21 protein-coding genes are annotated in these 26,167 nt (G+C 71.3%); 4 read left to right on the top strand and 17 right to left on the bottom strand.

The genetic code is table 11. From position 1 onward, the window contains the following. Window position 1 precedes the first annotated feature (1 nt). From ACIQBL_RS08950 to ACIQBL_RS08920, 7 genes are all read right to left on the bottom strand, one after another. Window positions 2-517 (bottom strand): O-acetyl-ADP-ribose deacetylase, encoded by a 516-nt coding sequence (locus tag ACIQBL_RS08950; protein ID WP_401938498.1) that lies wholly within the window; start codon window positions 515-517, stop codon window positions 2-4. Beyond that, a complete protein-coding gene (locus tag ACIQBL_RS08945) occupies window positions 514-1,923 on the bottom strand; it encodes a phytoene desaturase family protein (RefSeq protein ID WP_401938495.1) in 1,410 nt (469 codons plus the stop codon). Before ACIQBL_RS08945 ends, ACIQBL_RS08950 begins: the two co-directional genes overlap by 4 nt. Before the next feature lie 109 nt (window positions 1,924-2,032). After that, complete coding sequence (locus ACIQBL_RS08940; protein WP_401938493.1) at window positions 2,033-2,875, bottom strand: inositol monophosphatase family protein; 843 nt, start codon at window positions 2,873-2,875, stop codon at window positions 2,033-2,035. 106 nt (window positions 2,876-2,981) lie between these two features. After that, window positions 2,982-4,781 (bottom strand): gamma-glutamyltransferase family protein, encoded by a 1,800-nt coding sequence (locus ACIQBL_RS08935; RefSeq protein WP_401938491.1) that lies wholly within the window; start codon window positions 4,779-4,781, stop codon window positions 2,982-2,984. Window positions 4,782-4,816: 35 nt separating this feature from the next. Beyond that, window positions 4,817-6,826: a LamG-like jellyroll fold domain-containing protein gene (locus tag ACIQBL_RS08930; RefSeq protein WP_401938489.1), complete on the bottom strand. Its 2,010-nt coding sequence runs from the start codon at window positions 6,824-6,826 to the stop codon at window positions 4,817-4,819. 191 nt (window positions 6,827-7,017) lie between these two features. After that, window positions 7,018-7,725, bottom strand: coding sequence for a response regulator (locus tag ACIQBL_RS08925; protein ID WP_401938488.1), 708 nt, complete (start codon window positions 7,723-7,725; stop codon window positions 7,018-7,020). Then, entirely contained in the window at window positions 7,722-8,837 is a 1,116-nt protein-coding gene (locus tag ACIQBL_RS08920; RefSeq protein WP_401938485.1) for a sensor histidine kinase, read from the bottom strand. Before ACIQBL_RS08920 ends, ACIQBL_RS08925 begins: the two co-directional genes overlap by 4 nt. Before the next feature lie 165 nt (window positions 8,838-9,002). On the opposite strand from ACIQBL_RS08920, the gene ACIQBL_RS08915 reads away from it, so the two are divergent. Both ACIQBL_RS08915 and ACIQBL_RS08910 read left to right on the top strand, forming a co-directional pair. Then, complete coding sequence (locus tag ACIQBL_RS08915) at window positions 9,003-9,998, top strand: carboxymuconolactone decarboxylase family protein (protein WP_401938482.1); 996 nt, start codon at window positions 9,003-9,005, stop codon at window positions 9,996-9,998. Window positions 9,999-10,161: 163 nt separating this feature from the next. Next, a complete protein-coding gene (locus tag ACIQBL_RS08910) occupies window positions 10,162-10,833 on the top strand; it encodes a hypothetical protein (RefSeq protein ID WP_401938479.1) in 672 nt (223 codons plus the stop codon). Window positions 10,834-10,859: 26 nt separating this feature from the next. Here the strand turns inward: ACIQBL_RS08910 and ACIQBL_RS08905 are convergent, their stop codons facing one another. The 10 genes from ACIQBL_RS08905 to ACIQBL_RS08860 all read right to left on the bottom strand — a co-directional run bounded on the left by ACIQBL_RS08905 (window position 10,860) and on the right by ACIQBL_RS08860 (window position 22,663). After that, window positions 10,860-12,410 (bottom strand): NCS1 family nucleobase:cation symporter-1, encoded by a 1,551-nt coding sequence (locus ACIQBL_RS08905; protein ID WP_401938477.1) that lies wholly within the window; start codon window positions 12,408-12,410, stop codon window positions 10,860-10,862. Between the two features lie 126 nt (window positions 12,411-12,536). Then, a complete protein-coding gene (locus tag ACIQBL_RS08900; RefSeq protein WP_401938476.1) occupies window positions 12,537-13,556 on the bottom strand; it encodes a TIGR03842 family LLM class F420-dependent oxidoreductase in 1,020 nt (339 codons plus the stop codon). An 11-nt stretch (window positions 13,557-13,567) separates the two neighbouring features. Further along, the gene (gene hydA / locus ACIQBL_RS08895; protein ID WP_401938473.1) at window positions 13,568-14,971 is read right to left on the bottom strand and encodes a dihydropyrimidinase; all 1,404 of its coding nucleotides are present in this window, start codon (window positions 14,969-14,971) and stop codon (window positions 13,568-13,570) included. Between the two features lie 97 nt (window positions 14,972-15,068). Beyond that, complete coding sequence (locus ACIQBL_RS08890) at window positions 15,069-15,911, bottom strand: nitrilase-related carbon-nitrogen hydrolase (RefSeq protein WP_328676852.1); 843 nt, start codon at window positions 15,909-15,911, stop codon at window positions 15,069-15,071. Window positions 15,912-16,066: 155 nt separating this feature from the next. Beyond that, window positions 16,067-17,629, bottom strand: coding sequence for a PucR family transcriptional regulator (locus ACIQBL_RS08885; protein WP_401938470.1), 1,563 nt, complete (start codon window positions 17,627-17,629; stop codon window positions 16,067-16,069). Window positions 17,630-17,653: 24 nt separating this feature from the next. Further along, a complete protein-coding gene (locus tag ACIQBL_RS08880; protein WP_401938469.1) occupies window positions 17,654-18,940 on the bottom strand; it encodes an aspartate aminotransferase family protein in 1,287 nt (428 codons plus the stop codon). Then, a complete protein-coding gene (locus ACIQBL_RS08875; RefSeq protein ID WP_401938466.1) occupies window positions 18,937-19,779 on the bottom strand; it encodes a nitrilase-related carbon-nitrogen hydrolase in 843 nt (280 codons plus the stop codon). Before ACIQBL_RS08875 ends, ACIQBL_RS08880 begins: the two co-directional genes overlap by 4 nt. A gap of 158 nt (window positions 19,780-19,937) precedes the next feature. Next, window positions 19,938-21,686, bottom strand: a complete 1,749-nt coding sequence (locus tag ACIQBL_RS08870) for a hypothetical protein (RefSeq protein ID WP_401938463.1) — start codon at window positions 21,684-21,686, stop codon at window positions 19,938-19,940. Window positions 21,687-22,001: 315 nt separating this feature from the next. Beyond that, window positions 22,002-22,214 carry a hypothetical protein gene (locus ACIQBL_RS08865; RefSeq protein WP_401938461.1) on the bottom strand — a complete coding sequence of 71 codons (213 nt, stop codon included), beginning with the start codon at window positions 22,212-22,214 and terminating at the stop codon, window positions 22,002-22,004. Between the two features lie 197 nt (window positions 22,215-22,411). Beyond that, a complete protein-coding gene (locus ACIQBL_RS08860; protein WP_043678733.1) occupies window positions 22,412-22,663 on the bottom strand; it encodes a helix-turn-helix domain-containing protein in 252 nt (83 codons plus the stop codon). A gap of 32 nt (window positions 22,664-22,695) precedes the next feature. Between ACIQBL_RS08860 and map the strand changes: the two genes are divergently transcribed. Both map and ACIQBL_RS08850 read left to right on the top strand, forming a co-directional pair. Next, window positions 22,696-23,466 (top strand): type I methionyl aminopeptidase, encoded by a 771-nt coding sequence (gene map, locus ACIQBL_RS08855; RefSeq protein ID WP_401938458.1) that lies wholly within the window; start codon window positions 22,696-22,698, stop codon window positions 23,464-23,466. 135 nt (window positions 23,467-23,601) lie between these two features. Beyond that, complete coding sequence (locus tag ACIQBL_RS08850) at window positions 23,602-26,124, top strand: ATP-dependent Clp protease ATP-binding subunit (protein WP_401938456.1); 2,523 nt, start codon at window positions 23,602-23,604, stop codon at window positions 26,122-26,124. Window positions 26,125-26,167: the final 43 nt, after the last annotated feature.

Below are 26,167 nucleotides of genomic sequence, written 5' to 3'. Positions count from 1 at the left end.
GTCAGCGGACCTGCCGGTCGAACGCCTCGTACGCCGCCTCGTCGAACAGCACGAACGTGACCTCCTCGACCGCCGTCTCCGCCGCCCGCACGGTTGCTACGGCGATCCGCGCCGCGTCGTCCATCGGCCAGCCGTAGATCCCGGCGGACACGGCGGGGAACGCGACCGTACGGGCGCCGAGTTCGTCGGCGACGCGCAGCGACTCCCGGTAGCAGGAGGCGAGTTGCGCCGAGCGGTCCTCCTCGCGGGAGTGGACGGGGCCTACGGTGTGGATCACCCACTGGGCGTCCAGGTCGCCGGCGGTCGTCGCGACCGCCTTGCCCGTGGCCAGGCCCTTGCCATAGTGGCCGGCGCGCAGTTTTCGGCAGTCCGCCAGGATCGCCGGGCCGCCCCGACGGTGGATCGCGCCGTCGACTCCTCCGCCGCCCAGGAGGGAGGAGTTGGCCGCGTTGACGATCGCGTCGGCGGTCTGCCGGGTGATGTCACCCCGGACGAGGGTGATGGTGACGGCGGTCATGACTGCCTCAGTCTTCGCCAGACGGCCTTCGCCGCGTTGTGTCCCGACATGCCGTGCACGCCGGGGCCGGGCGGGGTGGCCGAGGAGCAGATGAACACGGCCGGGTGCGGGGTGCTGTAGGGAGAGAGGGTGAGTTTGGGGCGCAGGAGGATCTGGAGTCCGGAGACCGCGCCGGAGGCGATGTCGCCGCCCACGTAGTTGGCGTTGCGGGCGGCGAGTTCGGGCGGGCCCGCGGTCGCCCGGGCGAGGACGCGGTCGCGGAAACCCGGGGCGAAGCGCTCCAGTTGACGTTCCAGGGCGTCCGTGAGGTCGCCGGTCCAGCCGCTGGGGACATGGCCGTAGGCCCAGAAGACGTGCTTGCCGGCCGGGGCCCGGGTGGGGTCGACGACGCTGGGCTGGACGGTGATCATGAAGGGCCGCTCGGGGGCGCGGTTCTCGCGGGACGCGGCGCGCAGGGCGTTGCCGATCTCCGTGCTGTCGGCGCCGATCTGTACGGTGCCGGCGGTGCGCGCCTCCTTGGCGGTCCAGGGCACCGGGCCGTCCAGGGCGTAGTCGATCTTGAAGACGCCGGGGCCGTAGCGGTAGTTCTCGTAGTAGTTGCCGAAGCCGGCGATCTTCGCCAGGGCGGTGGGCGAGGTGTCGAAGACGTAGGCGCGGGCCGGGGGGAGGTCGTCGAGGCGCTTGACCTCGTAGTCGGTGTGGATCTCGCCGCCGAGGTCCTTCAGGTAGGCGGCGAGGGCGTCCGAGATGGACTGGGAGCCGCCCCGGGCGACCGGCCAGCCACGCGTGTGCGCCGCCAGGGCGAAGACCAGGCCGACCGCTCCGGTGCCGAAGCCGCTGAGCGGGGCCATGACATGGCCGACCAGTCCGGCGAACAGGGTCTTGGCGCGCTCGTCCCGGAAGCGGCTGGTCAGCCAGGTCGACGGGGGCAGGCCGACCAGGCCGAAGCGGGCGAGGGTGACCGGGTCGCGCGGCAGCGCGGTGAGCGGCAGGGACATGAAGTCGCGGACCAGGGTGTCCCACTTGGGGAGGAAGGGCTCGACCAGCCTGCGGTACGCCCCCGCGTCACGCGGCCCGAACGAGGCGGCCGTCTCCGCGACCGACCGCGACAGCACGGCCGCGCTGCCGTCGGTGAACGGGTGCGCCATGGGCAGCTCGGCGTGCAGCCACTCCAGGCCGTAGCGCTCCAGGGGCAGGGCGCGGAAGGCGGGCGAGCTGATGCCGAGGGGGTGCGCCGCCGCGCACGGGTCGTGCCGGAAGCCGGGGAGGGTCAGCTCCTCGGTGCGGGAGCCTCCGCCCACGGTGTCCCGTGCCTCGAACAGGGCCACGGAGAAGCCGCGCCGGGCCAGCTCCACGGCGGCCGTCAGTCCGTTCGGCCCCGCACCCACCACGACCACATCGAACATCGACGGCACCTTCGGACCCCTTCGTCAGCCGATGGCCACTCGGGGCCAGGATATGCCGCGGGACCGACAACCCCGGGGCCAGCCCGTCAGCCGAGCGGAACCCGTGACCCTACGACGCCCTCAGCAGCTCCATGACGCGCCGGGCAGTCGCCGCATCCCGGGCCGTCGTGAACGGCAGCGCGTTGCCGCCCGTGATGCGGAACGGCTCTCCGGTGAGGGTGAGGTGGGCGCCGCCCGCCTCCTCGACGAGGAGCAGGCCGGCCGCGTGATCCCAGGCCGCTTCCCAGCTGAAGGCGGTGGCGTCCAACTCGCCCCGGGCGATGGCGAGATACTCCAGGCCGGCCGAGCCGCACGGGCGCGTGCGCACACCGTCCGCCCACAGGCCGAGCAGGGCGCGCTTCTGCGCGTCCGTCGTGTAGTCCGGGTGGGAGGTGGCCACTTCGAGGTCCCGGCCGAGGTCCGGGGCACCGGAGCGCAGCCGTACGCCGTCGAGGAAGGCGCCGCCGCCCCGCACCGCCGTGGCGAGTTGGTCGCGGGCGGGCGCGTAGGTCCAGGACGCGAGCAGTTCGCCGCGCCGGGCGAGCGCGATCAGTGTGCAGAAGCCGGTCTCGCCACGCACGAACTGCCGTGTCCCGTCGACCGGGTCGACTATCCAGACCGGCGCGTCGCCCTGTATCGCCTCGTACGTCTCCGGGTCGGCGTGCACCGCTTCCTCGCCGACGACGACGGAGCCGGGCAGGAGGTCGCCGAGCACCTGCGTCAGATACCGCTCGGCGTTGCGGTCGGCGTCCGTGACCAGGTCGTGCGGGCCGCTCTTCTGGTCGACCTCGTGCGCGGCGAGCTGCCGGAAGCGGGGCATGATCTCGGTCGCCGCCGCCTTGCGGATCGCGTCTTCGACGTCGGCCGTGTGCTGTACGAGAAACTCGTCGATGGTTTCGGTGTCTTCGATCATGCCTCCATGAGAGCACGCGTCACTGACAATCCCCACCCGCCCGGTGCACTCCGGGTGGAATCACCATGAACACCCGGAGCCGGAGATCACCGCTCCCGCGAGGGCCTCAGCGCCCCACGGCGTACCCCTGCATGCCCCGCGGGTTCGCCGCCGCGGACAGGATCCCGGCCTCCGGGTCCCGGGCGACCGCGCACAGCCGCCCTTCCGACCAGGCGTCGGCGACGGTCACGTCATGCCCGCGCCGACGGAGTTCCTCCACCACGGCCGCGTCCGTGCGGGACTCGACCGTCACGCTCCCCGGTCGCGTGCCGCGCGGGTAGAAGGAGCCGGGGAAGCCGTCGTTGTGCCAGTTCGGTGCGTCGATCGCGCCCTGGAGGTCGAGGCCGCCGCGTACCTTCGCGCGCGTGGCGACCGCCAGGAAGAAGTGCAACTGCCACTGGTCCTGCTGGTCCCCGCCTGGCGTGCCGAACGCCAGGACCGGTACGCCGTCGCGCAGGGCGAGCGACGGGCTGAGCGTGGTGCGCGGACGGCGGCCCGGAGCAAGGGAGTTGGGCAGGCCGGGCTCCAGCCAGGCCATCTGGAGCCGGGTGCCGAGAGGGAAGCCCAGCTCGGGCACCACCGGGTTGGACTGCAGCCAGCCGCCGCTGGGCGTGGCCGCGATCATGTTGCCCCAGCGGTCGACGACATCCAGGTGGCAGGTGTCGCCCCGGGTGCCACCGTCGGCGGCGACCCGCGCGACGGTCGGCTCGCCCGCCCCCATCGCGTTCAAGTCCGGCTCCGCGGGCGCCCCCACGCGCGCGTGCCCGCACAGTCGCGGCTCACGCCCTCCAGGGCTGCCCGGCCGCAGCTCGTACGACGCCTTGTCGCCGATCAGCTCCCGCCGCGCCGCGTTGTAGTCCGCCGACAGCAGCTCGCCCAGCGGTACGGCGCCCTCGCCCGCGTCCCCGTACCAGGCCTCCCTGTCGGCCATCGCGAGCTTGCAGCCCTCGATCAGCAGATGGACGTAGTCGGCGGACCCGTAGGTCGGCAACTCGGCAGGGAGAAGCGCGAGTTGCTGAAGGAAGGCCGGGCCCTGGCTCCAGGGGCCCGCCTTGCACAGCGTCCAGCCGTGCCAGTCGTATGTCGCCGGTGCCTCGTAGGACGCGGACCAGGAGGCCAGGTCCGCGGCCGTCAGGGTGCCGGTGTGGCGCTCGCCGCTGGTGTCCATGGTGGGCCGCCCGGACTGCCGTACGAGGGCCTCGGCGATGAACCCGGAGCGCCACACCGCCCGCGCCGCCTCGATCTGCGCCTCCCGGTCCCCCGTCCCGGCGACCTCGGCGAGCAGCCGCTTCCAGGTCGCGGCGAGGGCGGGATTGCGGAACAGCTCGCCGGGCCGGGGCGCCTTCCCGCCGGGCAGGTACACGTCCGCCGACGAGATCCACTCCGTCTCGAACAGCGCCCGTACGGTCTCGACGGTCGCCCCGACGTTGTCCACGCACGCGTGCCCGTCCTCGGCGTACCCGATGGCGTACTTCAGGACGTCGGCGAGGGACTTCGTGCCGTAGTCGCGCAGGAGCAGCATCCAGGCGTCGAAGGCGCCGGGGACGGCCGCCGCGAGGGGTCCCGTACCGGGTACGAGATCCAGACCGAGTCCCCTGTAGTGCTCGATCGTCGCTCCTGCGGGTGCCACGCCCTGTCCGCACACCACCCGCACCTCACCGCGCGCCGGGGCCAGCAGGATGGGCACCTCACCGGCGGGTCCGTTGAGGTGCGGTTCCACGACGTGCAGGACGAAGGCCCCGGCGACGGCGGCGTCGTACGCGTTGCCGCCGTCCTCCAGGACGGCCATCGCCGACTGCGAGGCCAGCCAGTGGGTGGAGGACACCATGCCGAAGGTGCCCTGGAGGGTGGGGCGGGTGGTGAACATACGGAAAATCTACCGACCCGGGGATGCCGCGGAACCTAGGCGTTCATGAACTGGCCGGGCCGCAGCGCCCGGTCGGTGATGCGGACGTCGCCGATCGTGCCGTGGAAGACCTGGCTGACCGCGCCCGCCCACTGGTAACCGCCGAGGAGGAACGGCATGTCGAGGGCGGTCAGACCGATGGCCGTGCCGGTCGGGTTGCGGCCCTCCTCGCAGCCGTTGACGTAGAGCTTGCTGATCCGGCCGTCGTTGGCTACGGCGACGTGCCACCACTCCTCCTGCTGGAGCAGGTGGCTCCAGGCGGTCGTGGCGCCGTTCTGGTTGAGCGGGTAGGCGTTCCACTGGAGTTCGACGGAGCTGGAGAGGCTGAGGGTCAGGACGGGTTCGTCGGCGGTGGCGGAGGGGCCGTTCTTGCCGGCCTGGGCCGCCGTGCCCGCGCGGCTGAGCATCGAGGACCAGCCGTTGCGCCCGCCGTCCCAGTCCGCGGGCACCTTGAAGAAGACCTCGAAGGTGTAACCGTGCGCGAAGGTCTCACGGTTGAGCGGTGCCCTGTCGACGGTCCGGAGGTACGCGCCGCTGACCGGGTTGCCCTGGCCCGCGAACACCAGCCCCGCGTGGGCGGGTTGGTCGGGGTGGTGGTCGGCGGTCCAAGTGAGCGCGTGCGGCGGGGAGTTCGGGACGCTCTTCAGGATCAGGTCGTTGCCGTTGCCGGCCCGGTCCTTGACGACCGTATCGGCGGCGACATCGGCACCCGCCGTACCGCCCTCGTCGAACCGCCAGTAGGCCAGCGTGCCCGGCAGCAGCATCCGGCGCGCGGGGCGGGACGTGCGCGGCGCGACCGGCGCGAAGCCGGCGAAACGCTTGTCGAAGTCGATCGTCGTCGAGAAGTAGTCGACCTTCGAGGTCAGTTCGAGTTCCTTCGCCGCGAGGGCGTTCAACTCGCCCTTCTCCGCCAGTTCGCGGATCCACGGCGAGAAGGTCGCGACGTCGATCATCCCGCGGTCGAGGTCGAAGCGGTAGGAGCGGATCATGCCCGCCCCGCCGTAGTAGCGGTCCTGGTAGTTGGTGATGTGCAGGTGGACGTCGTTGCCCGCGCTGTTCTTCAGCACCGTGCTGCCGGGCGGCCAGTAGTGGCCGTTGAGGGTGAGGAAGACCTGGTCGTTGTCCTTGATCAGGCCGTCCCACAACTGCCGTCCGTAGTCGGACAGTTCGGCCGTGCCGTCCTCGTCCGAGCCGACGATCTCGTGCGTGGTGACGAGCACCGGCAGCGTCGGGTTCGCGGCGATGACGGCGTTGGCCCACGCGAAGCCCTTCACCGACAGGCGCCAGTCCAAGGACAGCAGCAGCCAACTCCGGCCGCCCGCACGGAAGATGTAGGCGGTGTTGTAGCCGTCGGGGCTGGAGGAGTGGTGGCCGGGCGTCTTCCTGGCCCGGGCCGGGCCGAAGGTGTCCAGGTAGGGCGTGGCGCCCCGTTGGTCGTCGGCGTGGACGTCGTGGTTGCCGGCCAGCACACCGTACGAGGCGCCCGCGCGGTCGAGCATGTCGAACACCTTGGTGACCGCCGCGTACTCCTCGGCGAGGCCGTTCTGCGTCACGTCACCGAGGTGGGCCAGGAACACGATGTTCTCGTCGTTGCCACCCGCGCGGCCCGCCGGATCGAGGACGTAGCGGAACGACGCCTCCATCGGCGCCGGGTGGATGCGGTCCTGGTCGAACATGTACTGCGTGTCGGGCATCACGACGACCGTGAACCGGGGGCTGTCGGGATCCGGGTCCCACTTCCCGCGCGGCACCGGTGACATCGTTGTCTGCCCATACGGATCACCCTCGCCCCGTTCCGCATGCGCGGGAGCCCCGCCCAGCAGTCCTGCGGCTGCCGTTCCCGCACCGAGCGCACCGGCCCGGTGCAGGAACGTACGGCGGCTCGACGCGGCGACGCCGTCGCCGTCGAGGTCGGCGGTGCGGGGGCAGTCGCAGCCCGCCGCATGCACGTCGTGCCGCTCGTGGTCGTCGTCGAAGCCTCTGTCACCCGTGGGAGAGCTGTCCATGTCCGCTCCAATGCCGAGTAGGAGAACGGCGTCAGGCTACGGACGGCCGCGGTACGGGGGACCTGCGCACCGGGTACCGGCTGCCGAACGCTCCCCCAACACCACCCGCCCCACTAGGACTTGCGCCTGCCGGTGGTGAGCAGATGTCCGCTGGTGCCGGGCAGGGTGGGCTCGGACTCGGTGCGCCTCGGTCATCGCCCCGGACTGCGATCCCGCGCGCCCGGCTCGCAACGGGATTCCGGGGCGCGTGCCGTCACCAGCCCCGACTCGTAGGCGAACACGACGAGTTGGGCCCGGTCGCGGGCCCCGAGTTTGGTCATCGCCCGGCTGATGTGGGTCTTCGCCGTGAAGGGGCTGATGACCATGTGGGCGGCGATCTCCTCGTTGGTGAGGCCGTGGGCGGCGAGCGCGGTGACCTCGCGTTCGCGGCGGGTGAGGTGTTCCAGGCCGTGGGGTGTGGCGCGGTCCGGGGGCCGGGAGACGAACTCGCCGATGAGGGTGCGGGTGACGGCCGGGGAGAGGAGGGCCTCGCCGCCTGCGACGATCCCGATCGCCTGGAGCAGGTCCGCCGGGTCGGTGTCCTTGAGGAGGAAGCCGCTGGCGCCCGCGCGCAGCGCCTCGAAGACGTATTCGTCGAGGCCGTAGTTGGTGAGGATGACGACTCTGACCGCCGAGAGGGCCGGGTCGGCGGCGATGCGGCGGGTGGCCTCGATGCCCGTCATCACCGGCATCTGTACGTCGATCAGCGCGATGTCGGGGAGCTGCGCGCGGACGAGGGCCACGCCCTGTTCGCCGTCGGCCGCCTCGCCGACCACCTCGATGCCGTCCTCGGCGTCGAGCAGGGCGCGGAAGCCCGCGCGCATCAGCGCCTGGTCGTCGACGACCGCCACCCGGATCATCCCGTCTCCCCGAGTGGCAGTTCGGCCCGGACCGCGAAGCCGCCCTCCGCGCGCGGGGCGGTGTGCAGGGTGCCGCCGAGTGCCGTGACGCGCTCGCGCATGCCGGTGAGGCCGATGCCCGGCTTCGGCGGACAGCCGGGGTCGGCAGTCCCGTCGTCCTCCACCCGTATCGTCAAGTCCTCGTTGCCGTAGTCGAGTTGGACGTTGACCTTCGCCGGGCCCGCGTGCCGGGCCGCGTTGGTGAGGGCCTCCTGGACGATGCGGTACACCGCGCGGTCGACCGTCGCCGCCAGGGGGCGCTCCTCGCCGGTCACCGAGAGTTCGACGGCGAGGCCGGCCGCGCAGGCCCGCTCGACGAGCAGCGCGGGGGTGCCGGTGGGCTCCTCGGTGGTGCGCAGGATCTCCAGGGTGGCCCGCAGTTCGCGCATCGCCTCGCCGCCCGCCTCCTGGATGGCGAGCAGCGCGGGCGGCACCTCCTCGCCGCGCTTGCGGGCGAGATGGACGGCGACACCCGCCTGGAGCTTGACGATCGAGATGCTGTGGGTGAGGGAGTCGTGCAACTCCCGCGCGATACGCAGGCGTTCCTCGCCCGCGCGGCGCAACGCGGCCTCCTCGCGGGTGCGTTCGGCCTCCAGGGCGCGCTGTTCGGTCTGGCGCAGATACGCCTGCCAGTTGCGGTCGGCGAGGCCGGTGACGACCGCGCACAGGAACCAGCCGGCGATGAGCGCGGTCCGCTCGACGACCTGCTGGGTCGTCGGCCCCGTCGCGAAGTACGCCCCCAGGAACACCGCGCCCGCCCCGGCCGCCCAACCCCGGTGTCCCGCGCGGGCCGCCGTGTGCATGGCGGCCAGGACGGGCAGACCGGCGACCGGCCCCGGATGCGCGTGCAGGACGTAGGCCGCCTCTCCCGCCGTGGCCACGACGAGGACCGCCCTCGGGGCCGTCTGGTAGAACGCCAGGGCCGCCGAGGCGAGGGCGACCAGCACGTAGTCGACGGCCGTCGTGTCCGCGTCGAAGGCCGCGACGGTCACGACGAGGGCGCCGATCACGACCGCGAGGGACGCGTCGGCGAGGCGCCTGCGTGGGGTCACATCGACCGGGTACCCGCTCATGCCCGCACACTAGACCGCCGCGCCGACCCGGGCGTCAGCCCTGTGGACAACTCCTGGACTACTCCCCCCGCAGTACTCCGCGACGCCCCGGACCTCCCCGTCGTAGCCCCAACTGCCTTCGCCCGTACGACGACCCGGGCCGCCCCGGCCGCGCACGCTGCTGCCATGCCCACACCCTTCCGTCACACTCAGCCGCCGTCACCGAAGTCGGCCACCGGCCGCACCGCCGAGGTCTTCGAGCAGATCGCCGTCGACTTCGGGATAGAACGGCCCCCGACCTTCGTGGTCCTGTCGTCCGTGCCCGAACTCCTTGCCCCCGCTTGGGCGTTGATGCGTGAGTCGCTGATCGCCGGCGACGGCAGCCGTACCGGCAAGGAGCTGGCCGCGCTCGGGGTCTCGCTCGCCAACAAGTGCCCGTTCTGCGCGGACGCGCACACCGTCCTGCTGCACGCCACCGGCGACCACGCCCTCGCCGAGCACCTGGCGCGCGGCGGCACGCCCGAGAACGAGGAGCACGCGCGCGTGCTGGCCTGGGGGCGCCGGACGCGTGTCCCCGGGGCGGACCTCGCGCCGTATCCGTTCCCGCGCGAGCAGGCGCCCGCCTACCTGGGCACCGCCCTCACCTTCCACTTCGTCAACCGCGTCGTGTCGGCCCTGCTGACCGAACAGCTCCTGCCGGGCAACGCCCAGCGGTTCCGGGCCGTACGGAGCCTCGCGGGCCGCGCCGTCGCCCGCACCGTACGCCGAACCGCCGTACCGGGAACGGCACTTCCCCTGCTCGACGGACCCGGACCCGGCCCGGACTGGGCCGCCGGAACTCCGGTCGGCCCGGCCTACGACGCCCTGCGCACGGCCGCGCTCGCGGGCGCGGACCTCCTCGACGCCGACGACCTGACCCTCGTACGGGAGACGCTGTGGGCCTGGGACGGGTCGCATCCGCCGGTCGTCCTGCGCGGCTTCCCGAACCGGCGGGAGCGGCCGGCGGCGCGGCTCGCGGTGCTGGCCGCGCTCGCGCCGTACCGGATCACCGAGGAGGATGTCGCCGCCTGGCGCGGGCCCCGGCACACCGACGCGAGTCTGGTGCGGCTCGTCGCGTACGGGGCGTTCGCGGCCGTCGAACGGATCGAGACGACGATGCGGGTGCCCGCCGCTCGGGCATGACGCGCGGACATAAGGGGACACACAGCCCGCGAACAGTGAGGCACTGTCACCGCACAGGCACGGAGCGAGTTCGTACTTCCGCCTCACAGGGAGTCATGTGACACTGGCGTCCCCGTCCGCAGTGCGGACCCGCTCCGCACCCTTCCCCCACGAGAAGTGCGACTTGCGTTCTCTTCCTCTGCCGCTCGCTCTCACCGCGCGTCTGTCGCCGGTCGTCGTGCTCGCCGCGATGGGCTGGGCCCTGACGTCCGGTCCGTTCGCCGCGACGACGACCGCCGACCACAAGTCGGCGCCCGACTCCGGCACCCCGTCCGGGACCTCGGCCCCGTCGACGGCGCCCGTGGCCAAGACGTACTCCACCTCCCCCGCCCCGTGCGGCAGTGTGACGGTGGCGACGATCAAGTCGCTGGTGCCGGGCGCGAAGACGGCCGGCAAGGAGATCCCGTCAACGGACACGAAGGTGCGCCGCACCTGCTCGTGGAACGCGCTCAAGGGGTACGACTACCGCTGGCTCGACGTGTCGTACGAGATCACCGAATCGGATGAAGCGGCGAAGAAGTCGTATACCGAGACCACTACGGAGAAGAGCGGCGGCGGAGTGGTTCCCGGGCTCGGGGACTCGGCCTACTCCATCGTGAACCTCACCACAGAGGACAAGCAGCAGACGCGCGAGGGCACGGTCGTCGTCCGCGCGGGCAACGCGCTGGTGACCATCACGTACAACGGCAGCGACTTCGAGAACAAGAAGGCGCCGACCACGGACGTCATCAACAAGGGCGCGATCAAGGCCGCCAAGGAGGCGGTGACCGCGCTGGAGGGCGGCAGGGCCGGCTAGCCCCACCGCCCTCCGACCACCGGGACCTACGCGTCGACGGGCTCCGTCCCCGGCTCCGGTGCCGGTTCCCTTCCGGTGAGCACCGTCAGCAGCACGTAGAGCGCCATCGACGTGCCCAGGCCCACGGCCCAGCCGTAGTCGGCGAGCGAGGACAGCCACGGGATCGGCCGGCCGTCGATCAGCGGATGGAAGTCGGCGCCGCCGACGGCGAGTACGCCACCCACCAGGAAGGCGACGACGGCCCGCCAGTTCCAGCCGCCGTCGTACCAGTAACGGCCGCCCGCCTTGTACAGGTCGGCGAGGTCGAGCTTGCCGCGGCGCAGGATCCAGTAGTCGGCGATGAGGATGCCGGCGACCGTGCCGAGCAGACCGCCGACCAGGCCGAGCCAGGTGAAGATGTAGCCCTGCGGGTCGGAGTACAGCTTCCAGGGGAAGATCAGCACGCCGAGGACGCTGGTCACCAGGGCGCCGGTGCGGAAACTGATCTTCCGGGGCGCGATGTTGGAGAAGTCGAAGGCCGGCGAGACCAGGTTGGCCGCGATGTTCACGGACAGGGTCGCCACCAGGACGGTCACCAGCGCGTAGAGCAGACCGACCACGTTGTCCGTCTTGGCCGCCAGCTGCACCGGGTCCCAGATCGCCGTGCCGTAGACCGCCTGCGAACCGGAGGTGACCATCACCGACAGGAACGCGAACAGCGTCATGGTGGTCGGCAGACCGAGCGCCTGGCCCCACGTCTGGGCCTTCTGGCTCTTGCCGTAGCGGGTGAAGTCCGGGATGTTCAGCGACAGGGTGGACCAGAAGCCGATCATGCCCATGAGCGAGGGCCAGAACAGCTTCCAGAAGCTGCCGCCCCAGCCGAGCTTGGACGGCTGGTCGAGCAGCGGGCCGAAGCCGCCGGCCTTGGTGCTCATCCACCACAGCATCACGAAGGCGCCGACGAGCACGAAGGGCGCCGCCCAGTTCTCGAAGCGGCGGATCGTCTCCATGCCCCGGTAGATGATGGCCACTTGGAGCACCCAGAACAGCGCGAACGACAGCCACATCGTCCAGGCGTACCCGCCGATGTGCGAGGCGTTGGCCCAGCTGTCCCCGATCAGCTTGCCGGCGAGGAAGTAGATCGCCTCACCGCCGATCCAGGTCTGGATGCCGAACCAGCCGCAGGCCACCAACGCCCGTACGACAGCGGGGAGGTTGGCGCCGCGCACACCGAAGGAGGCACGCGCGAAGACCGGGAAGGGGATGCCGTACTTCGGTCCCGCGTGCCCGGTGAGCAGCATGGGCACGAGCACGATCAGGTTGGCCAGGGCGATGGTGAACACCGCCTGCTTCCAGTCCATGCCCACGGCGATGAGCCCGGAAGCGAGCGTCCAGGAGGCCGTGTTGTGGGCCATGCCGACCCACAGAGCGGAGAAGTTGTACGTGGTCCAGGTGCGCTTCTCGACGGGAACCGGCAGCAGGTCGTCGTTGGCGTACGGCCCGGCGGGCAGCGGCGACCCCGGGGCGATCTCCACCCGCCCGTCGGCGAGGGTGACTTGAGCGGTCGGCTCTATGGCCGTGGGAGCGGTGTCGGTCATGGGCAGGCCAATCAATGAGATGGGTCCGGAAAGGCCGTGCGGGCTCCGGTCCCCCTCCCCAGGACGGTGGGGAGGGGGAGAACTGGAGTGGGGGGACGGGGAGTTGAGCGGCTTTACAGCTACGGATCAGGCGTTGACGGCCGGGATGATCGTCGCGCCGTACGCGTCGATCGTCGCTTCCTGCGCGTCGTGCATGTCGTAGACGGCGAACTGGTCGACGCCCAACTCACGGAGGGCGTTGAGCTTCTCGATCTGCTTCTCGGCCGATCCGATGATGCAGAACCGGTCGACGATCTCGTCGGGCACGAAGGCGGTGTCGGGGTTGTCGGCGCGACCGTGATGCGAATAGTCGTACCCCTCACGGGCCTTGATGTAGTCCGTGAGTTCCTCGGGTACGGCGGCGGAGTGCTCGCCGTACTTGGAGACGAGGTCGGCCACATGGTTGCCGACCATGCCGCCGAACCAGCGGCACTGGTCGCGCGCGTGGGCGAGTGCCTCGGGCGAGTCGTCCTCGGTGACGTAGGCGGGGGCGGCGACACAGATCTTGACCTCGGACGGGTCTCGTCCGGCGGCGACGGCCGCGTCCTTGACCGCCTTCACCATGTACTCGGTGAGGTAGAGGTCGGAGAGCTGGAGGATGAAGCCGTCGGCCTCCTCGCCGGTCATCTTCAGGGCCTTGGGGCCGTACGCGGCCATCCAGACCGGGAGTTGGGCGTCCTCCTTGGCCCAGGGGAACTTGATGACCGTGCCGCCGAGGTCCGCCTCCTGGCCGGAGCCGAGCGCCCTGATGACCTTCATGGCCTCGCTGATCCGGGCCAGGGTGTTCGGGGTGCGGCCCGCGACGCGCATCGCGGAGTCGCCGCGGCCGATGCCGCAGACCGTGCGGTTGCCGAACATGTCGTTCAGGGTGGCGAAGGTGGAGGCGGTGACCTCCCAGGTGCGGGTGCCCGGGTTGGTGACCATCGGGCCGACCGTCAACTTCGTGGTGTTGGCCAGGATCTGGCTGTAGATCACGAACGGCTCCTGCCACAGCACGGCGGAGTCGAAGGTCCAGCCGTAGGTGAAGCCGTTGCGCTCGGCGCGCTTCATCAGGCTGATGACCCGCGAGGCCGGCGGGTCGGTCTGGAGGACAAGTCCGAAGTCCATTGGCGCCACTCCTAGTTGAGGTACTGACTGGTGGAGCGCGGGGTGTAGACGCCGTGGCCCGCGTGCCCGGTGTACTCCCGCTCGGTGATGACGAGTTCGCCGCGCGAGAGGACGGTCTCGACGCGGCCGGTGAGGCGCTTGCCCTCGTAGGCCGAGTAGTCGACGTTCATGTGGTGCGTCTCGGCGGAGACGGTCTGCTCGGCGTGCGGGTCGTAGATGACGACGTCGGCGTCGGCGCCCGGGGCGATGGTGCCCTTCTTCGGGTAGAGGCCGAACATCCGCGCCGGGGAGGCGCAGGCGATCTCGATCCAGCGGCGACGGCTGATGTGCCCGTCGACGACGCCCTGGTGGAGCAGGTCCATGCGGTTCTCGACGCCCGGCATGCCGTTGGGGATCTTCGAGAAGTCGCCCCGGCCCAGTTCCTTCTGGCCCACGAAGCAGAAGGGGCAGTGGTCGGTGGAGACCACCTGGAGGTCGTTCGTGCGCAGGCCCTGCCACAGCTTGGCCTGGTGGTCCTTGGGGCGAAGCGGCGTGCTGCACACGTACTTCGCGCCCTCGAAGTCGGGCTCGGCGAGGTTGTCGGTCGACAGGAACAGGTACTGCGGACAGGTCTCGCCGAAGACGGGGAGGCCCTCGTCGCGCGCCTTGGCCAGCTCGGCGACGGCCTCCATGGCGGAGACGTGCACGACGTAGAGCGGGGCCCCGGCAACCTGCGCGAGCTTGATGGCGCGGTGGGTGGCCTCGGCTTCGAGGAGGGCCTTGCGGACCTCGCCGTGGTAGCGGGGGTCGGTCTCGCCGCGGGCCAGCGCCTGCTCGACGAGGACGTCGATGGCGATGCCGTTCTCGGCGTGCATCATGATCAACCCGCCGTTGTCGGCGGCGCGTTGCATGGCACGCAGGATCTGGCCGTCGTCGCTGTAGAAGACGCCCGGGTAGGCCATGAACTGCTTGAAGGAGGTGACGCCCTCCTCGACCAGCAGGTCCATCTCCTTGAGGGTGTCCTCGTTGACGTCGGAGACGATCATGTGGAAGCCGTAGTCGATGGCGCAGTTGCCCTCGGCCTTGGCGTGCCAGGCGTCGAGGCCCTCGCGGAGGGCTCCGCCGACGCTCTGGATGGCGAAGTCGACGATGGTCGTCGTACCGCCCCAGGCGGCGGCCCTTGTACCGGTCTCGAAGGTGTCGGCGGCCTTGGTGCCGCCGAAGGGCATCTCCATGTGGGTGTGGGCGTCGACCCCGCCCGGGATGACGTACTTCCCGGTGGCGTCGATGACCCGGTCGGCGGTCCAGCCCTCGGCGACGGTGGTGCCGGAGGTGGCGAGGGCGGCGATGCGGCCGTCCTCGATCAGGACGTCGGCGTGGAGTTCGTCGGACGCGGTGATTACTAGGCCGCCGCGGATTACGGTACGGGTGCTCATTTTGACTCCGCTGGGTTGTCGTCGGGTGCGGGTCGTTGGGGGCTGGTCGCGCAGTTCCCCGCGCCCCTGAAGACGGGGCGCGGGTGCCCTGCGTGTCTTACGGTGCGGTCAGCGGGCCGTACGCGTCCGGGCGGCGGTCGCGGTAGAACTGCCAGCGGTCGCGGACCTCGCGCAGCTTCGCCAAGTCCAAGTCCCGGACGACGAGTTCCGGCTCCTTGTCGCTGGCGACCTCGCCGACGAACTGGGCCTCCGGGTCGACGAAGTAGGTCGTGCCGTAGAAGTCGTTGTCGCCCAGCTCCTCGACACCGACCCGGTTGATGGCGCCGACGAAGTACTCGTTGGCGGCAGCGGCGGCCGGCTGCTCCAGCTGCCACAGGTAGGCCGACAGGCCACGTGAGGTCGCCGACGGGTTGAAGACGATCTCGGCGCCCGCGAGACCCAGTGCGCGCCAGCCCTCCGGGAAGTGCCGGTCGTAGCAGATGTAGACGCCGATCCTGCCGACCTTGGTGTCGAAGATCGGCCAGCCGCTGTTGCCCGGGCGGAAGTAGAACTTCTCCCAGAATCCGGGGACTTGGGGGATGTGGTGCTTGCGGTACTTGCCGAGGTACGAGCCGTCCGCGTCGATCACGGCGGCCGTGTTGTAGAGGACGCCGGGCTGCTCCTCCTCGTACATCGGCAGGACCAGGACGATGCCGTGTTCCTTGGCGAGCGCCTGGAAGCGCTTGACGATCGGGCCGTCCGGGATCGCCTCGGCGTACTCGTAGAACGCCTTGTCCTGGACCTGGCAGAAGTACGGTCCGTAGAACAGCTCCTGGAAACACAGGACTTGAGCACCCTGCGCGGCGGCATCGCGGACCGCCTGCTCGTGTACCTGGATCATGGACTCCTTGTCGCCCGTCCAGGCTGTCTGGAAGAGAGCGGCACGAATCACTGTGCTCATCGGGACCTCCGGTCGCTAGGTGTGCGAGGAGCTTAGGAAGCCCTGAAGTCGGGTTTGAGTTGCACGGTGTCACGTCTGCGGACGCGTGGCGTTCCACGGTGTCACCCTGTCGTGGCCGCATGTTTCACCGCCGTTTTCGCAGGTAGTCCCATGTTTCACCCCTGTTGCGCGTCGTGCGCGAGGAGCGCGATGTGCACCGAGGCGGCCTGCTCGAAATCGTCGAGGTCCACCCCGAGCCGGCCCTCTATGGCCTCCAGCCGGCGGTACAGCGCGGGCCGTGAGACGTGGTGGAGCTGCGCGGTGCGCGACTTGTTGCGGCCGGTGGCCAGATAGGTGCGCAGTACGGCGAGCAGGTCCTCGCCGGCCGCGCACAGCAGCCCGTCCAACTCCCGCTCCGCGAACGACTGCACCTGCGGGTCGTCCCTGAGCAGCCGGATCAGGCCACGCAGATGGACGTCCTTGAGGCGTACGACGGCGGGGAGTTCGAGGGCGTCGCTGGAGTCGGCCACGGCGTCGGCGACATGCTGTGCCTCGCGCAGGCCTGCGGGCACGTCGTCCCACACGGTGCGCTGCCCGGCGGCGGCCACCACCGCTTTCAACGCCCCCGACTCGGTGCGCAGCCGGCTCGCGAAGTGTGCGGCGAGGGCGTCCGCGTCCTGGTCGCGGGGCAGGCTGAGCAAGACGGCGGTGACACCGTCCGCCAGTTCCGCGACGAGTCCGGGCAGTCCCAACAGCCGTAGCACGCGGTCTAGTTGGGCGGTGTCGCCGTCGCGTACGACCATCGGTACGAAGGTGCGCCGGTTGACGGGGAGTCCTGCGGCCCGGGCGCGGGGCAGGAGTTGGCGGGCCGGTACGACGCCGCTCGCCAGGTCGGTCAGCAGGCTCTGCGCGGACTGTTCCTCCCAGGTGTGGGCGGAGCCGCCGAGCATGCGGTGCAGGACGAGGGCCTCGGCGGCGCGGTCGGCGAGGAGGCGTCCGGTGGCGGTGTCGCCGCGGTAGCCGCAGAGCATGATCTGGCCCCAGCGCTCGCCGCGTCCGCCCAGTTCGGCGCGGATCCAGCCGTCGCCCTCGTTGCCGCCTGCCTGCCGGGAGATGCGCTCCCAGTCGCGCAGCACGTCGTCGACGGCCGACCGCTCCCCCGCCGTGGCGAGGACGCGGTGGGCGAGGTTGGTGACGACGACCGGGCAGGCGCTGTGGGTGGCGACCTCGTCGAGCAGGCTCTGGAGCGGGGCGCCGCCGGTGATGAGCCCGGTGAGCGCGGTCCGTACGGCCTCGGAGAGGCTGACCGCGGCGAACTTCCGCCGTACGAGCCGGGATTGGACCTCCTCCGTCAACTCCGCGAAGGGGAAGGGGCGGTGGAGCACCACCATGGGCAGCCCGCACCGCTCGGCCGCGCGGCGCATCACGTCCGGCGGGGCGGGGAACGCGCGGCCCAGTCCCAGGACCACGGCGGATGCCTCCGCGCGGTGCAGGGACTGGATGTACTCGGCCTGCGCGCCCTCGTCGCCGGCGAGCAGGACCCCGGTGGTGAGGATCATCTCGCCGCCGCTCAGCATCACGCCGACGTCGGCGGCCTCGGCGACGTGCACCCAGCGCACGGGCCGGTCGAGTTGGCTCGCGCCGGCCACCACCTCGGGTTCCCCGGCGAGGACCCGTTCCAGGCCGAGGACCTGACGGACCGACAGGGCGGGCTCCAGGGTGTCCAGGGTGGTGGCCATGACGATGTTCCCTTGCTCGTACTGCTACTGCGTGCTCCTCAGAGCCTGTTCGAGGATGGCGGCGCCTTCTTCGGCCTCCGCGACGGTCAGGGACAGCGGCGGGGCGACGCGCAGGGCGCTGGTGTTGTGTCCGCCGCCCTTGCCGATCAACAGGCCGCCCTCGCGGGCCGCTTCCAGCACGGCGGAGGCGGCTTGCGGATCGGCCTCGTCGGTGCCCGGTTTCACCAGTTCGATGCCGATCATCAGTCCGCGCCCGCGCACTTCCCGTACGCCGGGATGCTGGGCGCCGACGGCCCGCAGCCGCTCGATGAGGAGGCCGCCGACGCGCCGGGCGTTGCCCTGGAGGTCGTGCTCCAGCAGATAGGTGAGGTTGGCGAGGCCGGCCGCCATGGTGATCTGGGTGCCGCCGAAGGTCGAAATGCTGTTGGAGTCCAGGCAGTTCATGATGTCGGCGCGGGCGACGACACCGCCGATGGACATGCCGTTGCCGATGCCCTTGGCGAAGGTGAGGATGTCCGGCGGGCCGTTCTGCGCGTGGGCCTGCCAGCCCCAGAAGTGGTCGCCGGTGCGGCCCCAGCCGGTCTGCACCTCGTCGGCGATCCACAACACGCCGTGCTCTGCGAGGACTTCGCGGAAGGCCGCGTACAGACCGTCGGGCGGGGAGGTGAACCCGCCGACGCCCTGCACGGGTTCGGCGATGAGGGCGGCGGGCGGCCGGACGTGACCGAGCAGATCCTTGAGGTCCTCGACGCAGGCGGCGATGAACTCGGCGTCGGACAGGTGGGCGTAGGGTCCGCGTGTCCGGACTCCCCCGTGGACGTACAGCGTCTGGAGCGGGGACAGCGAGGTCGGGGACCAGCCGCGGTTGCCGGTGATGCCGACCGAGCTGAAGGACCGGCCGTGGTAGCTGTTGCGCATGGCCAGGATCTGGTTGCTGCGCCGGTACGAGGTCGCCAGCATGAGGGCGGTGTCGTTGGCCTCGGTGCCCGAGGTGGTGAAGAAGACGCGGGCGTCGGGGATGCCGGACAACTGGGCGACGCGCTCGGCGAGTTCGACCATCGGCCGGTTGAGGTAGAGCGTGGACGAATGGATGATCCGCCCGGCCTGCTCGCTGACCGCCTTGGTGACCTCGGGGAGGGCGTGCGCGGTCATGGTGGTGAGGATGCCGCCGAAGAAGTCGAGGTACTTGTTGCCCTCGGTGTCCCAGACGTGCCGGCCCTCGCCGTGCGTGATCTCAAGAGGGTTCGCGTAGTAGAGGGCGAGCCAGTCCGGGAGCACGGCCCTGTGCCGTCCCAGCAGGTCCTTGGTCACGGCTGTACCAGCCCTTCGTAGGCGTCGGGGCGGCGGTCGCGGTAGAACGCCCACTGCTGCCGCACTTCTTCGATGAGGCCGAAGTCGAGGTCGCGGACGAGGAGTTCCTCGTCCTTGTCGCCGGCGACCTCGCCGACGAACTGGCCGCGCGGGTTGACGAAGTACGAGGTGCCGTAGAAGTCGTTGTCCCCGTACTCCTCCTGTCCCACCCGGTTGATGGCGGCGATGAAGTACTCGTTGGCGACCGCGGCGGCGGGCTGCTCCAGCTGCCAGAGGTAGGCGGAGAGGCCGCGCGAGGTGGCGGACGGGTTGTAGACCAACTGGGCTCCGTTGAGACCGAGTTGGCGCCAGCCCTCGGGGAAGTGGCGGTCGTAGCAGATGTAGACGCCGACCTTGCCGACGGCGGTGTCGAAGACGGGCCAGCCGGCGTTGCCCGGCCTGAAGTAGTACTTCTCCCAGAAGCCCTTGACCTGGGGGATGTGGTGCTTGCGGTACTTGCCGAGGAAGGTGCCGTCGGCGTCGATCACGGCCGCGGTGTTGTAGTAGAAGCCGTCCTGCTCGATCTCGAAGACCGGGACGACGATCACCATGCCGGTCTCGCGCGCGAGCTGTTGCATACGACGCACGGTCGGCCCGTCGGGCACCGGCTCGGCCCAGCTGTAGTGCTCCGGTTCCTGGACCTGACAGAAATAGGGGGCGTTGAACACTTCCTGGAACCCGATGATCCTGGCACCCTGACGGGCCGCCTCGCGGGCGTGTTCCTCGTGTTTCGCCACCATGGACTCGGTGTCTCCGGTCCAGGTGGCCTGGACCAGAGCGGCGCGTACGACGTTGGCCATGAGCTGCTCCTTCGACGGGACGTCAGAGCCTCTACGCCCGTAGACAAAGGCCGTAGAGGGATGAACGTAAGCCTCCGGAGGAGCCTTGCCAAGACCATCGTCGTTAACCCGCGGAGTCGATCGTGTTTCACACTCCGGTGGGTGAGCCGCTGGGCCGGTCAGGCGGTGAAGCCCGCCACTCGCAGGGCGTGGACCAGGTCCCAGTGGCATTCGTCCGAGACGCCCTGGGCGGCCTCCACCAGGAGCGGGACGAGCTGCTGCGGGTCGGCCGCGACGCTGCGGGCCGCCTCCTCGGGGGTGCGGACGCGGACGTAGGCGTCGAGCAGGGCACGGATCTCGCGGCGGCGGCCCTCGGCGGCCAGCGCGAGCACGGCCTCGCCTATCTCGCCGGCGGGGCGGGCCACGCCCTGCCGGAGGATCTGGTCGCCGTCCGCCGTACGGCCGGCCGCGACCAGCGCGTCCGCCGCGCCGACCAGCCGGTCGGCGGGCAGTGAGGCGGCCTCCCACAGCAGCGTCGCCCAGTCCGCGCCGAGCCCGGCCCGCTGCAGCTCCGCCGCGAGCAGCGGGAAGCGCGCGGCGGGCCAGTAGGCGGCCTCGACGAGCAGCGCGTGCGCCTCGCCGCTACGGCCCTCCCGCCGTAGCCCCACGAGCCGCTGAACGGCCTCCACGGTGCCCTGCCGGGCCTCCGCGTCCAAGGGCTCCCGCTTCGGCTGCGACCGCTCGACCGGCCGGGCGGCCCCGGCGAAACGGGCTCCGCGCGGGGTGCGGCGGGCGGCGGGCGGCGGCGCGGGGAGTTCCGGTACGGCGGCTGCGGGGTCCGGGGCCGGGGTGGTGGCGGTGTCGTCCTCGACCATGCCGGCGAAGCGGGCGCTGCCCCGGCGGCGCTTGCGTTGTTTGGGGGCGGGGGCCTGGTCGGGGACGGCCTGGTCGGGGGACGCGGTCGCCGGGGTGGCGCCGGGGCTCTGGAAGTCGCCCCTCGTGGGGTCCGGATCACCGTAGCCGGGGTTCGCGCGCTCGAATTCCTGGTAGCCGCGGCGCGCGTCCGGTGCGCCGTCGCTCCGGTGCGCCCCTTCGTCACCGCGGTGCGCGTCCGGGGTCCCGCCGTCCCGGTACGTCCCCTCGTGGCCGACGTGATCGCGGCTCGCGTGGTCCGGGTGCCGGTAGTCGGGGCTCGTGCCGCGTTCGGCGCTGTCGTATCCGCCCGGCGCGTTGTCCTGGCCGGGGCCCGGCGCGTACTCCGGGTCGCGCTGGCGGGGCAGTCGGCGCGGGGCCTGATTCCGGTCGTACGCGGCATTGCCCTGGTCGTACGCGGGGCTGTTCGGGTCCTGGAAGGTCTCGTCGACGCGGAACACGTCGCCGTGCCGGTCGCGATGGACGCCCCGGTCGCCCTGGAGGCGGACACGGTTGTCCAACTCCTCGATGCGGGCGTGGAGTTCGGCGCAGCGGGCGGTGGCGCGCTCGTGGTCGTCGTGGGCCCAGGCGAGGTCGAGGCGGAGGGCGTCGGCCTCTTCCCGGGTGCCGGCGGAGTTGAGCAACCGCCCCAGTTCCGCCTGCCGTTCGGCCGCGTACTTCTGTTCGCGGAGCATCACGTCGAGCCGGTCGCCGAGGGCGTCCCGGCTGCCGGGCCGGGCGTCGAACGCGGTGAGCGCCGCCGCGTGCAGGGTGCGGGCCCGGTTCTTCTCCTGGCTCGCGACGCCGTGGCCGTACTCCGCCGCGAGGTCCTGGAGGAGGGCCTCCACCACGTCCCAGGGCGGTACTTCACGCCCGCTCAGACAGGCCTGCATGCCGTCGGGATCGCGCTGCCAGAACACCCCGCACCAGCCGCCGCCCTGGTCCAGGCGCGCCAGGAGTCCGTCGAGGTAGTTCGCGAACTCCCGCACCTGTCCGGGGAGTTGATCCACAGCCATGCTCCAACTCCCGCCAGACCGGAGTACTCCGGTCCGTAGAAAACACCATTTGTGTTACGACGCGGCTACGGAAGCTTTTCGAGCCGGGCGCAGAGGTCTCGGAGCCTACGCCTCCCGACTGTGCGCCCGCCGGGTTCACGCCGGATCCGCTGTCTCCCGGACGGTCATGGGCACGGCGAGCCGACCCCGGGACAGAGCACAGGACCAGGGCGCCCGCACTCACCCCGGAGGCGCCGAGCGCCGCCGCGACCGGCAGCGCGGAACCGGCGAGGAGCAGGCCCGTCACGGCCGATCCGGCGGCGATCCCGGCGCCGATCAGGGCCACAGGGCGCGCAGACACGGCTCCAGGGGCGGCGCGGCGGCACCCGCGACGACGGCCCCGGCGAGAGTGCCGTAGAGCGATCCGGGTGCGAGCGCGAGGAGGGCGTACCCCGCGCCGGACACCACGGCGGACCCGACGAGCACGCGTGGCCGGCCGGTGCGGTCGACGAGCCGCCCGAGCAGCGGGCCGCCGATCGCCCCGACCACGGCGAAGACACCGGTGGCGATCCCGACGAGGCGGTAGCCCGCGCCGCCTCGCGCAAGGAGAGGGCGATGGCGAGCGCCGCCATGGCGCTGGGCATACGGCCGACGAGGGAGCCGGCGAGCAGCCGTACGGCATAAGGACGCCGAATCGGCGGCAGACACGGCACACGTCTCCCGTCGAGGGGCGGTCTCTCTCGGCCTCAGGCCGCCAACGGCGCGCACCTGACCACGAGTTCGTCCATGGACAGTCCGAGCGCGTCGGCGAGGGCGGCGACGGTGAAGAAGGCGGGCGTGGGAGCCCGGCCCGTCTCAATCTTGCGGAGGGTTTCGGCCGAGATGCCCGCGTTCGCCGCCACCTCCGTCATGCTGCGGCCACCGCGGGCCTCGCGGAGCAACCGGCCGAGCCGTTCGCCGCGTTCATGTTCTTCGGGAGTGAGCGGGGTGCGTACCATGCCGTCATTCTAATACCGGTATAGTAATTGGCATGGTGGAACTCAAGACGGACACGTCTATCGATGCGATGTACGAGGCGGGCCAGGTCGTGGCCCGCGCCCTCACGGCCGTGCGGGAGGCCGCCGACGTGGGCGTGTCCCTGCTGGAACTGGACGAGTTGGCGCACGACGTGCTGCGCGCGGCGGGCGCGACCTCGCCCTTCCTCGGCTACCGCCCCTCGTTCGCGCCCACCCCGTTCCCGGCGGTCGTCTGCGCCTCGGTGAACGACGCGATCGTGCACGGCATCCCGGACGGCTACCGGCTGCGCGACGGCGACCTGGTCTCGATCGACTTCGGCGCCGAGCTGGGCGGCTGGGCCGGCGACTCGGCCCTCAGCTTCACCGTCGGCACACCGCGCCCCGCCGACGTACGCCTGATCGACACCGCCGAGCGCGCCCTCGCGGCGGGCATCGCGGCAGCCGTCGTCGGCAACCGCATCGGCGACATCGCCCACGCGATCGGCACGGTCTGCCGTACGGCCGGCTACGGCATCCCCCAGGGCTTCGGCGGCCACGGCATCGGCCGCCAGATGCACGAGGACCCCGCGATCCCGAACGAGGGCCGCCCCGGCCGGGGCCTCCCCCTCCGCCACGGCATGGCCATCGCGATCGAGCCGATGCTGATCGCGAGCGGAAAGGACGGCTACCACGAGGCACCCGACGGCTGGACCCTGCGCACGAACGACGGGTCGAGGGCGGCACACGTTGAGCACACAGTGGCGATTACGGATGGCGGGCCCAGGGTCCTTACCGAGCGACGGTGAGGTCAGCGCCCCTTCGGGGGCGCGGGGCCGTGTCGATGTGCGGCTCCGCCGCGTGGGCGCGACCAGCCACAACGCGCCCGCACTCGCAAACCATCTGCACATGCCCCACGCAGTGACCCGTGCCATGGTGGATTGATGACCAGCGGCCACACCAACCCCGAAAACGACCCCTTCGGCGAGTTCCTGGCCCGGTTCTTCGGTGGAGAAGCCCGTCCCGGCCCACGCCACATAGACATCGGCCGCCTGCTGAGCCAACCCACCAGGGACCTCCTCCGCGGCGCCGCCCAGTACGCCGCGGAACACGGCAGCCACGACCTCGACACCCAGCACCTCCTCCGCGCCGCCCTGTCCGCGGAGCCGACCCGCGGCCTCCTCACCCGCGCAGGCGCGGACCCCGACTCCCTCGCCGCGGAGATCGACCAGCGCTCAGGACCCGCCCACCCCCCGGACGGCACGTCGCTCGCCCTCACCCCGGCCGTCAAACGCGCCCTCCTGGACGCCCACGACCTGGCCAGGGCGGGCGGCACCGGTTACATCGGCCCCGAACACGTCCTCGGCGCGCTCGCCGCGAACCCGGACTCCGCCGCCGGCCACATCCTGAACGCGGCCCGCTACGCCCCCACGGGCCTGCCGCCCGAGCCGCTGGACGGCACACAGCCCCGCACGGACCAGCCCCGCCCCACCGGCACCCCCACGCTCGACAAGTACAGCCGCGATCTCACCGACCTGGCCCGCCACGGCCGTATCGACCCGGTGATCGGACGCGACGAGGAGATCGAGCAGACCATCGAGGTGCTGTCCCGGCGCGGCAAGAACAACCCGGTGCTGATCGGCGACGCAGGGGTCGGCAAGACCGCGATCGTGGAGGGCCTCGCCCAGCGCATCACGGACGGCGACGTACCGGACGTGTTGGTAGGGCGGCGAGTCGTCGCACTCGACCTCACCGGCGTCGTCGCGGGCACCCGTTTCCGGGGCGACTTCGAGGAGCGGCTGACGAACATCGTCGGCGAGATCCGCGCGCACTCGGACGAACTGATCGTGTTCATCGACGAGTTGCACACCGTGGTCGGCGCGGGCGGTGGCGGCGAGGGCGGATCCATGGACGCCGGCAACATCCTCAAACCAGCCCTCGCGCGCGGCGAGTTGCACATCGTCGGTGCCACGACGCTGGAGGAGTACCGCCGGATCGAGAAGGACGCGGCGCTGGCCCGCAGGTTCCAGCCGATCCTGGTGCCCGAGCCGACCGTCACGGACGCGATCGAGATCCTGCGCGGACTGCGCGACCGCTACGAGGCCCACCACCAAGTCCGCTACACCGACGAGGCGTTGGTGGCCGCCGTGGAACTGTCCGACCGCTATCTCACCGACCGCCGACTCCCCGACAAGGCGATCGACCTGATCGACCAGGCGGGCGCGCGGGTACGGCTGCGGGCGCGCACGAAGGGCACGGACGTACGGGCCCTGGAACGCGAGGTGGAGCAGCTCTCCCGCGACAAGGAACAGGCGGCGGCCGACGAGGACTACGAGAAGGCCACCCAACTCCGTGACCGCATCGCCGAGTCGAAGGTACGGCTGGCCGAGGCCGGCGGTGAGGACACGGGCGACGAGGGGCAGCACCTGGAGGTCACCGGTGAGGCGATCGCCGAAGTCGTGTCCCGGCAGACCGGTATCCCGGTAAGCAGTCTCACGGCGGAGGAGAAGGACCGGCTGCTCGGCCTGGAGGAGCATCTGCACCGGCGGGTCGTCGGCCAGGAGGAGGCGGTCCGGGTCGTGTCGGACGCGGTGCTGCGCTCCCGCGCCGGTCTGGCGAGCCCGGACCGGCCGATCGGCAGCTTCCTGTTCCTCGGCCCGACCGGCGTCGGCAAGACGGAACTTGCCCGCGCGCTGGCCGAGTCCCTGTTCGGCAGCGAGGACCGCATGGTCCGCCTCGACATGAGCGAGTACCAGGAACGGCACACGGTCAGCCGTCTCGTCGGCGCCCCGCCCGGCTATGTCGGCCACGAGGAGGCCGGTCAGCTGACCGAGGTCGTGCGCCGCCACCCGTACTCGCTGCTCCTGCTCGACGAGGTCGAGAAGGCGCACCCGGACGTGTTCAACATCCTGCTCCAGGTCCTGGACGACGGCCGGTTGACCGACTCCCAGGGCCGCACGGTCGACTTCACCAACACGGTGATCGTGATGACCAGCAACCTCGGCTCCGACGCGATCACCCGGAGCGGCGCCGGCATCGGCTTCGGTCCGGGCGGCGCAGACGCGGACGAGGAGGCCCGGCGCGAGCAGATCCTGCGCCCGCTGCGCGAGCACTTCCGCCCCGAGTTCCTCAACCGCATCGACGAGATCGTCGTCTTCCGCCGGCTCACCGCCGGGCAACTCCGGCTGATCACCGAGCTGTTGCTGGAACGCACCCGCCGCCTCCTGCGCGCGCAGGGCATCACGGTCGCGTTCACCGACCCGGCCGTCGACTGGCTGTCCCGGCAGGGCCACCAGCCCGAGTACGGCGCCCGACCGCTGCGCCGCACCATCCAGCGCGAGGTCGACAACCGGCTGTCGCGGCTGCTCCTCGACGGCACTATCGCGGAGGGCGGTCAGGTGACGGTGGACGTAGAGGGCGATCACTTGGTGTTCAACAGGCAGAACCAGTCGAGCGCCCCTCACTGAGGCGCCCTCAAAGGGGCGCGGGGAACTGCGCGACCAGCCCCCA

This window comes from Streptomyces sp. NPDC088350 (assembly GCF_044753545.1).
Classification (GTDB): domain Bacteria; phylum Actinomycetota; class Actinomycetes; order Streptomycetales; family Streptomycetaceae; genus Streptomyces.
The sequence above is the reverse complement of the archived record's forward strand: the minus strand, read 5'-3'. Positions and strand labels throughout refer to the sequence as shown.